The organism is Pseudomonas sp. 1L-C-7-B-C1, assembly GCF_057291635.1.
Window position 1 is genome coordinate 16,875 of sequence record NZ_JBXAWH010000014.1, and the last position, 12,227, is coordinate 29,101.

Genomic DNA, 12,227 nt, shown 5'->3' on the forward strand with positions numbered 1-12,227 from the left:
GGGTGCGGGGCTGCTGGCAATCGCTTCCGCCAAATCCCTCCTAGACGATGAGCCGAATAAACCGCATATTCGGCTCATGCAGTGAGCCGAATATGGTGGCTAATCGGCTCACACTCTTCCGAGGTGTTCAGTGAACCAGTCAACACAATGGATTTGGCAACACCCCAAATGGCCTTCCTTTTCCTGGGATGTGGAGCCGTTGGCGCCGCTGTTGCGGGCCTGCACCCAGGCGCAGGGTCAGCTATTGGGGATGATTGGCGCTTCAGGCGCCGCCGCGAATGTCGAGCGTGAACTGGACGCTTTGCTGCAGAACCTCATCACCTCATCGGCCATTGAGGGTGAGCAACTCAACGTGGAGTCGGTGCGCTCCTCGCTGGCAAAACGGCTCGGGCTCGCCAGCGATGAACGCGTGACGGCGCGCAGTGAAGGTCTGGCGGAGCTGATGCTGGATGCCACCCAACAATACGACATGCCGTTGACGTCTAAACGGCTGATGCGCTGGCATCAGTTGTTGTTCCCCGAGCCGAGCGCGTTGACGGCATACCCCATCCAAATCGGGACGCTCAGAGGGCCTGAGCCCATGCAGGTCGTGTCCGGTCGCATCGACCGGCCCGTGGTGCACTTCGAGGCGCCTGAGCGCGAAGGCCTGGAGCAAAAGCTTGATGACTTCTTTTACTGGTTCAACAGCAGCCGCGTCGATCCAACCCTGGACCCGCTGATCCGCGCGGGCATCGCGCATTTCTGGTTCGTGACGCTGCACCCGTTCGACGATGGCAATGGACGTTTGACCCGCGCAATCACTGATCTGGCCATGGCCCAGGGCGAACACCAGGCCATACGCTTTTATGCCATGTCCGCCAGCATCCTCGCCCGCCGTCAGGACTACTATCGGATTCTGGAAGCGACTCAGCGGGGTGACCTGAACATAACCGAATGGCTCGTATGGTTTTTGCAGACGTTGTTGCACACGCTTGAGCAGGCCATGAAGCGTATCGAGCGAGTGCTGGCAAAGGCCAGATTCTGGCAAGCCCATAGTAGCGACGGCCTCTCTGCTGAGCAGACCAAGGTGCTCAATCGGTTGTTGAATGGCGACCTGCTGTCGGAGAAGCCGGACGCAGGTTTTACCGGTGGCATCAGCGCCGCTCAATACCAGGCGGTCGCCAAAGTCAGTAAAGCCACCGCCACCCGGCATCTTCAGGACCTGCTGGAAAAAGGTTGTCTGGCGAAGCTCCCGGGCGGCGGGCGCAGCACCCGCTACCAGATCAATTGGCAGATCTGATCATTACTCTCAGCGTAACGATCCCGCCAGTTACTTGATTGATGCCACACCTGAACCCCTCCTAATCTGCCCCACGACAGCGAACTCGTGGAGTCAGCATGACCACAACAACGAAACTTGACCCGCGCTGGTCGCGTCGTCGCACTGAAAAGCTGCGACGGCTCGACCTGGTGCGTTCCTTCGCCGATGGCGTTGTACTGCCGACCGATAAGATTGTCGCGGCGCTTGAGGCGCTGATTGCGCCGGGCGATCGCGTGGTGCTTGAAGGCAATAACCAGAAGCAGGCGGATTTCCTGTCCCGCTCACTGGTCAAGGCCGATCCCGCCAAGCTCCACGACCTGCACATGATCATGCCCAGCGTGGGTCGGGCCGAGCATCTGGACCTGTTCGAACGCGGCATCGCCCGCAAGCTGGATTTCTCTTTCGCCGGTACGCAAAGCTTGCGCATCAGCCAGCTGCTGGAAGACGGCCTGCTGGAAATCGGCGCGATTCACACGTACATCGAGCTGTATTCCCGTCTGCTGGTTGACCTGATTCCCAACGTTGTACTCTCGGCCGGCTTCATGGCTGACCGCGCCGGCAACATCTACACCGGCGCCAGCACCGAAGACACCCCCGCCCTGATCGAACCGGCCGCCTTCAGCGACGGCATCGTCATCGTGCAGGTCAACCAGTTGGTGGATGACGTCAGCGACCTGCCGCGCGTGGACATCCCGGCGTCATGGGTCGACTTCGTGGTCGTCGCCGACAAGCCGTTCTACATCGAGCCGCTGTTCACCCGCGACCCGCGCCACATCAAGCCAGTGCACGTGCTGATGGCGATGATGGCGATTCGCGGGATCTACGAAAAACACAACGTCCAGTCCCTCAACCACGGCATCGGCTTCAACACCGCCGCCATCGAACTGATCCTGCCGACCTACGGCGAATCCCTGGGCCTGAAGGGCAAGATCTGCCGCAACTGGACGCTCAACCCTCACCCGACGCTGATCCCCGCCATCGAAAGCGGCTGGGTCGAAAGCGTGCATTGCTTCGGCACTGAGCTGGGCATGGAAAATTACATCGCTGCGCGGCCCGACGTGTTCTTCACCGGCCACGATGGCTCCATGCGTTCCAACCGGATGATGTGCCAGCTGGCCGGGCAATACGCCGTTGACCTGTTCATTGGCGCCACGCTGCAAGTCGACGGCGATGGCCATTCTTCTACCGTTACCCGCGGGCGCCTTGCCGGCTTTGGCGGCGCGCCGAACATGGGGCACGACCCGCGCGGCCGACGCCACGCCACGCCTGCCTGGCTGGACATGCGCCAGCAGAGCGGTGACGGGCCAGACGCCTATCTTGAGCGCGGCAAGAAGCTCGTGGTGCAAATGGTCGAGACCTTCCAGGAAGGCGGCAAACCGACCTTCGTCGAGACGCTGGACGCCGTCGAGGTCGCGAAAAAGAGTGGGATGCCGCTGGCGCCGATCATGATCTACGGCGACGACGTGACCCATCTGTTGACTGAAGAAGGCATTGCCTATCTGTACAAGGCGCGAACGCTGGAAGAGCGTCAGGCGATGATCGCCGCCGTGGCGGGCGTGACCTCGATTGGCATGCGCCACAACCCGAAAGACACCGCCCGCATGCGCCGTGAAGGGCTGATCGCGTTGCCTGAGGATTTGGGCATTCGCCGCACCGACGCCAGCCGCGAACTGCTTGCCGCCAAGAGCATCGCCGAGCTGGTGGAATGGTCCGGCGGTTTGTACAACCCGCCTCCGAAATTCAGGAGCTGGTGATGCGCGCATTCAACGTAGCTTTCGATGCCTTCGACGCAACGCCGAACCCTGCATCACTGGCAGAGCGCCTCGCCGATCTGGCGGTAGATGCACTGATCGACGAGGCCGACCTGTCGCCGAAACCGGCGCTGGTTGATCGTCGCAGCAGTGGCGCCCATACGGATCTGCACCTGGGCCTGATGCACGCATCAGCGATCTCGCTGTGGCCTGCATTCAAGCAGATGGCCGACGCCGCCATTGCCATTAGTGAAATCAACCCGGCGCTGCGAGAAACCATTGGCCGCATCGGTCGCGAAGGCGAAGCCGCGATGATGCGCACCACCAACGGGGTGAACACGCACCGTGGCGCGATCTGGGCTCTGGGGTTGCTGGTCACCGCTGCGGCGCTGGATCCCGATGACCTTTCCCCGGAAGGGCTGTGCCAACGCGCAGGCCAGCTGGCAGTGATCGAAGATCGTCACCAGACCGCCAACCAGAGCCACAGCCATGGCCAGACTGTTGCGCAAAAGTACGGCGCAATGGGTGCCCGGGAACAAGCGCAAGCTGGCTTCCCTGCCGTGACTCAAACCGGCTTGCCGCAACTCATCCGCAGCCGCGACGCCGGGCATGGCGAGCAAAACGCACGACTCGATGCACTGCTGGCGATCATGACCACGCTGTCCGACACCTGCGTGCTGTACCGCGCGGGTGAAGAAGGCCTGCATGCCATGCAACACGGCGCGCAGCGGGTGCTGGACTCCGGTGGCAGCGCGACCCTCAGCGGTCGTCGCGCGCTCAATCAGCTGGATCAACAACTGTTGAGCCTGAACGCATCCCCCGGCGGCGCTGCCGATCTGCTCGCCGCTTGCCTGTTTATTGATCGCCTGGAGCCTGCGTTCGGCGATGCAACGAGGAACGTCTGATCATGGAAACCCTGTCTTTTGAATTCCCTGCCGGGCAGCCGCCACGGGGTCGCGCTCTGGTGGGCTGTGTCGGTTCAGGTGATCTGGAAGTGCTGCTTGAACCGGGCCAGCCGGGCAAGCTGACGATCCAGGTGCTGACGTCGGTCAACGGCAGTTCGGCGCGTTGGGAAAACCTTTTTCAGCGGATGTTCGACGGCCAGACGCCACCGGCCATGAGCATCGACATCCACGATTTTGGCGCGACACCGGGCGTGGTTCGGCTGCGCCTGGAGCAAGGTTTCGAGGAGGTCGGTCATGACTGACAGCACGCGGCTTCTGCAGCAGCACAGTTTCGTCGAACTCGGTGCCCGGCAACGCGCCCGCGCACTGCTGGATGACGGCAGTTTTCGCGAGCTGGTCGATCCCTTCGAGCGCCTCGTCTCCCCTTGGCTGGCCAAGCAAGGCGTCGTGCCACAAGCCGACGACGGCGTAGTGATCGCCAAGGGCACGATCGAGGGCAAGCCGGTGGTGATCTGTGCCATCGAAGGCGGTTTTCAGGGCGGCAGCATGGGCGAAGTCGGCGGCGCCAAAATGGCCGGCGCTCTGGAACTGGCCGCTGAGGACAACCGAAAGGGCATTCCCACGGCAGCCGTTCTGTTGCTGGAAACCGGAGGCGTGCGCTTGCAGGAAGCCAATCTCGGGCTGGCGGCCATCGCCGACATTCACGCGGCGATCGTTGATCTGCGGCGTTATCAGCCAGTGATTGGCGTGGTGGCGGGCAGCGTCGGCTGCTTCGGCGGCATGTCCATTGCGGCGGCGCTGTGCAGTTATCTGGTCGTCACCCAGGAAGCGCGTCTCGGCCTGAACGGCCCGCAAGTCATCGAACAGGAAGCCGGCATCGAAGAGTACGACTCCCGCGACAGGCCTTTCATTTGGAGCCTGACCGGGGGCGAGCAACGTTTTGCCAGCGGTCTGGTGGACGCCTTTGTCGCCGACGACATCAGCGCCATTCAGCAACAGGTGCAAGGGTTGTTGCACAAAGGCAAGCCCGAGCAGGAACGCAGCAGTCAATACGCCTGGTTCCTTGAGCGTCTCGCTCAAGTGGACACCGCCCAGCAGATAGAACCTGCTGCCGTGCGCACTGCCTATCAAGGAGACCGGTCATGAGTGCTTACTCGCTTCGTGGATTGAACTGGTTTAACGCGCTGGCCGCCAACGCCCCTGAAGTGTCGGGTCTGCCGGCGTCGGTGAAAGCGGCTGATGGCACGCTGGGTGATCGCCCGGCGCGATTCCTGGCGGTGGTCGCCGATCCAGCTAACCGCTTTCCTCGCGCACAGAATGGCGAGGTCGGTTTGCTCGAAGGATGGGGGCTGGCCCAGGCCGTGGACAGCGCCATCAAGCTGGATCAGGACAGCGACAACAAGCGGACATTGATCGCCATCATCGACGTGCCGAGTCAGGCCTATGGCCGCCGCGAAGAAGCGCTGGGTATTCACCAGGCACTGGCCGGGGCGGTCGACGCTTATGCTCGGGCGCGTTTGGCCGGGCACCCGGTGATCGGGCTGCTGGTGGGCAAGGCGATGTCCGGCGCGTTTCTCGCCCACGGTTATCAGGCCAATCGCCTGATTGCCCTGCGCGATCCGGGCGTGATGGTTCACGCGATGGGCAAGGCCTCTGCGGCGCGGGTTACACTGCGCAGCGTCGAAGAACTGGAAAAGCTCGCCGCCAGCGTGCCGCCGATGGCCTACGACATCGACAGCTACGCCAGCCTCGGTTTGCTGTGGGAAACCCTGTCGGTCAGTGAGATTGAGCAGCCCAGCGCTTCGGATCTCACGCGGGTTCAGGACCGTTTGATTGCAGCGATCAAAGACACCCTCGCCGGCGTCAATGACCTGAGTTCACGCCTCGGCGCGCCGAATCGTGAGGCATCGTCGAAAGTCCGCGAGCTGTTGCGGGCGCAGTGGTGATGAGCACTTTTCAGCCGGTGCTCCCCCACGATCTGTTGTGGGGTTTGTCGGCGGCTGCGTTGCCGATCGACGCACCGGCGTGGGCGTGTGAGGTCGTTGGCCTGGGTCACCCAGTGGTGGTGCGCCGCGCCCGTGTCGCACCAGCCCTGGTGGCGGTGGGCGTAAGGGGTCGGTCGCGAGATCAGCGCTACGCCACCCACATGAAGCTCGAGGATGTGCAACGGCGAGTGCGGCCTGAAGCGTTGATCGCCATGACGCCTCACGCTGATTGGCCGGCGTTGCGCGCCCTGCAGCAGATCCGTCCCGTGATGAACGCACTCGGCCTGCCGTGGGGCGTGGCGGGTGGCGCCGGTTTCGAACTGGCCAGTGGCGTGCCGGTGCTGCACGCGGACAGCGACCTGGATCTCATCCTGCGTACCCCTGAATTGTTTGATCGCCAGCACGCCGCTCGTTTGGTCGAGCAGCTTGCCGGCGCGGTCTGCCGCATCGACCTTCAGCTGCAAACCCCGTTTGGTGCCGTGGCGCTGCGCGAGTGGGCAGGATCGTCTCGCCAGGTGCTGCTCAAAGCCGAAGACGGCGCGCGGCTTGTGGAGAACCCATGGCTGGCGCAGGCGGTCGCGGCATGAGCAGCTTCTGGGCATTTCCCGGCCAGGGTGCGCAACAGCCGGCCATGCTCCACGGGCTGCCAGAGCACCCGTTGGTTACGCAGTGCCTGGCAGAAGCGAGCGCGGCGTTGAACGAGGACGTCCTGACGCTGGACACCGCCGCCGCCCTGCAATCGACTCGCGCTGTTCAGCTCTGTTTGTTGATCGCCGGCGTCGCGTGTGCGCGGGTGTTGATGGCCGATGACAACATCCCCGACATGGTTGCAGGTTTGTCCATCGGTGCTTATCCGGCGGCGGTGATCGCAGGCGCGCTGAATTTCGCCGATGCGGTGCGGCTGGTCGCGCTGCGTGGCGAGCTGATGCAAAGCGCTTATCCACAGGGCTACGGCATGACCGCGCTGATCGGGCTGGACCAACCCACGGTCGAAAGCCTGATCGCACGAATTCATAGCGTTGAGAGGCCGGTCTATCTGGCGAACATCAACGCCGACAACCAGTTCGTTATTGCCGGGCGAGACGAGGCCATGGCGGCCGTCGCTGCGCTCGCAAAAGAGCAAGGCGCTGCGGCGGCCAAGCGGCTGGCGGTCAGCGTGCCGTCCCATTGCGAACTGCTGGCAGAACCTGCTCGGGCCCTTGCTGATGCGTTTGCCAACGTTTCCCTGAAGGCGCCGACGCTCAAATACCTCAGCGGCAGCACCGCGCGGCCGATGCTCAGCGCCGACAAGTTGCGCGACGATCTGGCGTTCAATATGTGCCGGGTCATCGACTGGCGCAGCACGGTGCAAACCGCGTACGAGCGTGGCGCACGCCTGCACATCGAACTGCCGCCGGGCACCGTGCTTACCGGTCTGGCCCGCCGCGTCTTCGAACAAGGATCGGCTGTCGCCTTTCAGGGCGCCCGGCTGGACACGCTCGGCGCGTTGTCGCGAGAGGAGGAACGCCGCCACCCATAAACCGACTGCTGCTTTCGAAGGAACACAAAAACAACAACTTCGACGATGCAATTTGAGGATAAGAACAATGGTGATTTATGGCGTGGCGTTACTCGCAATCTGCACCCTCGCAGGGGTGATTCTCGGTGATCTGCTCGGCGTGCTGCTGGGCGTCAAATCCAACGTAGGTGGCGTCGGGATCGCGATGATCCTGCTGATCTGCGCGCGGCTGTTCATGCAAAAGCGCGGCGGCATGAGCGAAGGCTGCGAAATGGGCGTCGGCTTCTGGGGCGCCATGTACATCCCGGTGGTTGTGGCCATGGCCGCTCAGCAAAACGTCGTCACGGCGCTCAAGGGCGGGCCGATCGCGGTCATCGCCGCGGTGGTGTCGGTGGTGGTGTGCGGCTGCACGATTGCGGTCATCAGTCGCATCAACAAGGGCGAGCCACTGCCCAAAGAAGACGAGCTCGCGAACCCGCTTCCGGTGATCGCGCCGACTGTTTCGCCAGCAGGAGGCCGCTGATATGTGGGAGCTTATTCAGAAAGACCTGATCAGTCAGGGCCTGGTCACCGCGTTTGCGGTTGTAGGCGTGGTGATGTGGATTTCGGTGGTGCTGTCCAAGCGCCTGACGTTCGGGCGCATTCATGGATCGGCCATTGCGATCGTCATCGGCCTGGTGCTGGCGTGGGTCGGCGGCACGATGACCGGCGGGCAGAAAGGGCTGGCGGATCTGGCGTTGTTTTCCGGGATCGGCTTGATGGGCGGGTCGATGCTGCGTGATTTCGCCATCGTCGCCACGGCCTTCGAAGTGCAAGCCACCGAAGCGAAAAAGGCCGGATGGATCGGCGCGTTTTCGCTGCTGCTGGGCACATTGCTGCCGTTCATTGTGGGGTGCTGCGTAGCATATGCCTTCGGCTATCGCGACGCCGTGAGCATCACCACCATTGGCGCGGGCGCCGTGACCTACATCGTCGGGCCAGTGACGGGTGCGGCGTTGGGCGCGACCTCGGATGTCATGGCGCTGTCTATCGCGACCGGTCTGATCAAAGCCATTCTGGTGATGGTCGGCACCCCGATGGCCGCGCGCTGGATGGGCCTGGATAACCCGCGTTCGGCAATGGTCTTCGGCGGTCTGGCCGGCACCGTGAGCGGCGTGACGGCAGGACTGGCGGCAACGGATCGGCGGCTGGTGCCTTACGGCGCGCTGACGGCGACGTTCCACACTGGGCTGGGTTGTCTGCTGGGGCCGTCGCTGCTGTACTTCATCGTGCGCGGGATTCTGGGCTGAGGCTTTGGGATGCGCGGTGTTCAGCAACATGCTGCCGCTGCGCGCCTGATTGCAGAACTACCTGCAAGCGTCGGAATCGTGGGAGCGAGCTTGCTCGCGAAGGGGTTGGAGCATCCACCCAATTGTCAGCGGCTGAAATGCCGCCTTCGTGAGCAAGCTCACTCCCACAAGGGATGTGTCTGCTGCGAGAAAGCGCGGTGTCAGAAGACGCCGCAGATGTATCTGCCGACAGCCTGCCGGTGGGAGCGAGCTTGCTCGCGAAGGGGTTGGTGCATCCAGCCAATTGTCAGCGGCTGGAATGCCGTCTTCGTGAGCAAACTCACTCCCACAAGTCCCGCGAACCGGCCGAGATATCAAATTGACGGCGATTCTGTGGGAGCGAGCTTGCTCGCGAAGGCTTCCTGGCGGTCCGCAGAGGAAGTGGCCGGATATCCTGGCCTCTTCGCCCCGATGCGGCCCAGACCAAGCTCACACCCACAGTGGATATTGGATCGAGCTGAAGCCGGGATCAGGCCTGAGCCAGCCGATTCGAGTACATCCGGCACTCCGCCAGCAACGCCAAGAGGTTCGGGTCGCGTTCGCGCGCTTTGAGGAAGACCAGTCCGATGTGCTGCTGCATGCGGTATCGCGCCTGCAGCGGTACCAGGCGGACGCGGTTTTCGTAGACGGCGGCGATTCGCCCCGGTAGCAATGCGTAACCCACACCCGAGCTGACCATGCTCAGCAGCGTGAAGATGTCGTTGACCTGCATGGCGACCTTCGGTTCGAACCCGGCCTGCTCAAACACTCGCGCGCCATCCCGATGGGTGGCGAAACCCTGGGTCAGGGTAATGAAGGTCGCCTCCCGAAGGTCGCTCAGGTCCACCTCGCTCTGTAGCGCGAAGGGTGAGTCAGCCGGCGTGGCGAGAAAAATATCGTCGGAGAACAGCGGCAACTGCTCACAATCCGGATCGCTCACGCTCTCGTTGAGTGACACCAGAATCGCGTCCACTTCCATGTTCTTCAGCTTGTAGAAGAGGTCGATGTTCGAGCCCAGAATCAGGTCGATGTTGAGTTCGCTGCGGCGGATTTTCAGGCCCATGATCAGCTGCGGCACGGTCTTGACCGTCAGTGAATACAGCGCGCCCAGTTTGAAACGCGCGGCCGAAAACCCCGCCGCCTGACGCGTTTGTTCAATGGTGGCGAGCACGTCCTGCACCAGTTTCTGCGCGCGCTCTTCCAGCACATAAGCGCCTTCGAGGGGCGTGAGGTTGCGACCTTCGTGCTTGAACAGCGGACAACGCAACGCGCTTTCCAGCGAGTGAATCGCCCGATGCACACTGACCGTGCTCGTCTGCAGCTCCGCTGCCGCGCGCGCCAGATTGCCGGTGCGCATGAACGCCAGAAAGATTTCCAGCTTCTTGAGGGTGAGCTCTTCGTCGATCTGCATCGTGTGGGCCCGCGCCGGGTTCTTGTTTTGAGAGCGCCCGATTGTGCCGAAGAGATCGGTTGCTGACTGCATTAAATTCTCGATAACACGACACAATGCGTTGTCATTGCGGTTCAGAAGCAGGACGCTTGGCGGGTGTCATGCAATTGAGAGGTAGTTTGCGGATGTACTACGGAGAAAAATTCAACGCCTGGACCCACTTGGTGGGGGCGATTCTGGCGACGATCGGCGCGGTGTGGATGCTGGTTGTCGCGACGATGTCCGGGGATATCTGGAAGATCATCAGCGTCGCGGTCTACGGCGTGGCGCTGGTAATGCTGTACAGCGCGTCGACGGTCTATCACAGCGTTCGCGGCCGGGCCAAAGTGATCATGCAAAAGGTTGATCACTTTTCGATCTATCTGCTCATCGCCGGCAGCTACACGCCGTTTTGTCTGGTCACGCTGCACGGGACCTGGGGCTGGACGTTGTTCGGTATCGTCTGGGCGCTGGCAATCATGGGCATCCTTCAGGAAATAAAACCTCGCTCCGAAGCACGGGTGATGTCCATCGTCATTTACGCGGTCATGGGCTGGATTGTGCTGGTCGCGGTCAATCCACTGATCGCCGCGCTGGGCATGACCGGATTCATCTGGCTGGCGCTGGGTGGCGTGTTTTACACCGTGGGGATCATTTTCTTCGCGTTCGACACCAAGGTCAGACACTTTCATGGGGTCTGGCACCTGTTTGTGATTGCCGGCAGCCTGCTGCACTTTGTCGCGATTTCGCGTTACGTTTTGTGAGTTGAGAGCGATAAATCGCGGCAACGTCAGCTCTTGCCAAGCGTGACGACACCACAAATGCAAATGCCAACAAATGAAATGTGGGAGTGAGCTTGCTCGCGAAGAGGCCGGTACATCCGCTGAATTTTTTAGCGGTTGGAATGATGTCTTCGCGAGCAAGCTCACTCCTACACGGACCATCCTTGCTGCGCGACCGGCAATTCCCGACGCGCACCCAGCCATCCATGCGCCGCTTCGGTGCATGGCATCCTTCAAATCACTGATCATTTTCTGTACACCCCACAGCCTTGCCCGCTTTCCCACCTGCACCAATGCGGATAACTTTCGCACCCGATTGAAGCATTTAATTCATTTATTTTATTTGTTGAATTATTTGATTCGTCATCCTAGTCTGATCCTCGAAACGCCCCCTCTTGTGGTAAGGCGGCCTTCTTGAACTGACTGATCAATCGGGGAGCAAGACATGAATGTGAAAGTACTCTTGAGCATGGCCGTGGCAACCGCCTTTTCCGCATCCACCTGGGCCGCCGACTGGACCGTCGGCGCCAACGTGGGCAACGTGCCGTGGGAGTTTCAGGACGCCAAAGGCGAGATCGTCGGCTTCGAAGTCGATGTGGTGAAGGAAGTCGCCAAACGCGCCGGCAAGACCGTGGAGTTCGTCAACATCCCGTTCAACGGCCTGTTCAGCGCCGTGCAGTCCAAGCGCGCTGACATCGCCATCTCCTCGATCACCATCACCCCCAAGCGCCTTGAGTCCGTCGGCTTCGCCCAGCCGTATTACGACAGCGACCAATCCCTGTCGGTGCTCGCCAAATCCGGCATCAACGGCCTGAAAGACATGGACGGCAAGGTGGTCGGCGTCGACACCGGTTCCACCGGCGACATGTGGGTCAACGCCCATCAGGCCGAATACAAGTTCAAAGAAGTCTCACGCTATGAAGGGCTGTCGCCTGCGATGCTCGACCTCGCGTCCGGCCGCATGGACGGCTACATCAGCGACATCCCTGCGGTCCTGTACTACATCAAGGACAAGCCGCAGTACAAAGTCGTCGCGAAAATTCCTACCGGCGAGAAGTACTCGTTGATGCACGCCAAGGGCTGGGCATCGGCCGGTCAGGTCAACGACATCATCAGTACGATGAAAAAAGAAGGCGTGATCGCCGACTTGCACGAGAAGTGGTTCGGTGCCGACGCTGATCCGGAGTCCAGCACCGTCAAAGTGGTCGACGTACTCAAGTAACCCCTGACTGCTCACGCCCGCGTCCGTCACTGCTCGCCACCAAGGAAT

The 12,227-nt window shown here is 61.7% G+C and carries 13 protein-coding genes; 12 read left to right on the forward strand and 1 reads right to left on the reverse strand.

Translation table 11 applies throughout. The features are described from left to right. Positions 1–130 precede the first annotated feature (130 nt). The 10 genes from AC0Z8Z_RS20640 (at position 131) to madM (ending at position 8,728) form a co-directional block, all read left to right on the forward strand. Positions 131–1,279: a Fic family protein gene (locus tag AC0Z8Z_RS20640; protein WP_485620338.1), complete on the forward strand. Its 1,149-nt coding sequence runs from the start codon at positions 131–133 to the stop codon at positions 1,277–1,279. 98 nt (positions 1,280–1,377) lie between these two features. Beyond that, positions 1,378–3,054, forward strand: coding sequence for a malonate decarboxylase subunit alpha (mdcA, locus tag AC0Z8Z_RS20645; RefSeq protein WP_485620339.1), 1,677 nt, complete (start codon positions 1,378–1,380; stop codon positions 3,052–3,054). After that, positions 3,054–3,956 carry a triphosphoribosyl-dephospho-CoA synthase gene (locus tag AC0Z8Z_RS20650; protein ID WP_485620340.1) on the forward strand — a complete coding sequence of 301 codons (903 nt, stop codon included), beginning with the start codon at positions 3,054–3,056 and terminating at the stop codon, positions 3,954–3,956. The genes mdcA and AC0Z8Z_RS20650 overlap by 1 nt, the downstream gene beginning before the upstream one ends. Positions 3,957–3,958: 2 nt before the next feature. Beyond that, on the forward strand, positions 3,959–4,258 hold the full coding sequence (locus tag AC0Z8Z_RS20655) for a malonate decarboxylase subunit delta (protein ID WP_133775589.1): 300 nt from the start codon (positions 3,959–3,961) through the stop codon (positions 4,256–4,258). After that, positions 4,251–5,102 carry a biotin-independent malonate decarboxylase subunit beta gene (locus AC0Z8Z_RS20660; protein ID WP_485620341.1) on the forward strand — a complete coding sequence of 284 codons (852 nt, stop codon included), beginning with the start codon at positions 4,251–4,253 and terminating at the stop codon, positions 5,100–5,102. The genes AC0Z8Z_RS20655 and AC0Z8Z_RS20660 overlap by 8 nt, the downstream gene beginning before the upstream one ends. After that, on the forward strand, positions 5,099–5,902 hold the full coding sequence (mdcE, locus tag AC0Z8Z_RS20665; protein ID WP_485620342.1) for a biotin-independent malonate decarboxylase subunit gamma: 804 nt from the start codon (positions 5,099–5,101) through the stop codon (positions 5,900–5,902). The genes AC0Z8Z_RS20660 and mdcE overlap by 4 nt, the downstream gene beginning before the upstream one ends. After that, positions 5,896–6,528 (forward strand): malonate decarboxylase holo-ACP synthase, encoded by a 633-nt coding sequence (locus AC0Z8Z_RS20670; protein WP_485620343.1) that lies wholly within the window; start codon positions 5,896–5,898, stop codon positions 6,526–6,528. The genes mdcE and AC0Z8Z_RS20670 overlap by 7 nt, the downstream gene beginning before the upstream one ends. Beyond that, positions 6,525–7,460 carry a malonate decarboxylase subunit epsilon gene (gene mdcH, locus AC0Z8Z_RS20675; protein ID WP_485620448.1) on the forward strand — a complete coding sequence of 312 codons (936 nt, stop codon included), beginning with the start codon at positions 6,525–6,527 and terminating at the stop codon, positions 7,458–7,460. The genes AC0Z8Z_RS20670 and mdcH overlap by 4 nt, the downstream gene beginning before the upstream one ends. A gap of 67 nt (positions 7,461–7,527) precedes the next feature. Continuing rightward, positions 7,528–7,962 carry a malonate transporter subunit MadL gene (gene madL, locus AC0Z8Z_RS20680; protein WP_065991198.1) on the forward strand — a complete coding sequence of 145 codons (435 nt, stop codon included), beginning with the start codon at positions 7,528–7,530 and terminating at the stop codon, positions 7,960–7,962. Position 7,963: 1 nt separating this feature from the next. Further along, positions 7,964–8,728: a malonate transporter subunit MadM gene (gene madM / locus AC0Z8Z_RS20685; RefSeq protein ID WP_122624431.1), complete on the forward strand. Its 765-nt coding sequence runs from the start codon at positions 7,964–7,966 to the stop codon at positions 8,726–8,728. Positions 8,729–9,236: 508 nt separating this feature from the next. Here madM and AC0Z8Z_RS20690 read toward each other — a convergent pair. Next, positions 9,237–10,157, reverse strand: coding sequence for a LysR family transcriptional regulator (locus AC0Z8Z_RS20690; protein WP_122536600.1), 921 nt, complete (start codon positions 10,155–10,157; stop codon positions 9,237–9,239). Positions 10,158–10,321: 164 nt separating this feature from the next. Between AC0Z8Z_RS20690 and trhA the strand changes: the two genes are divergently transcribed. Together trhA and AC0Z8Z_RS20700 are read left to right on the forward strand one after the other, a co-directional pair. Then, positions 10,322–10,939: a PAQR family membrane homeostasis protein TrhA gene (trhA, locus tag AC0Z8Z_RS20695; RefSeq protein ID WP_485620344.1), complete on the forward strand. Its 618-nt coding sequence runs from the start codon at positions 10,322–10,324 to the stop codon at positions 10,937–10,939. A gap of 463 nt (positions 10,940–11,402) precedes the next feature. After that, positions 11,403–12,179 (forward strand): transporter substrate-binding domain-containing protein, encoded by a 777-nt coding sequence (locus AC0Z8Z_RS20700; protein ID WP_485620345.1) that lies wholly within the window; start codon positions 11,403–11,405, stop codon positions 12,177–12,179. Positions 12,180–12,227 lie beyond the last annotated feature (48 nt).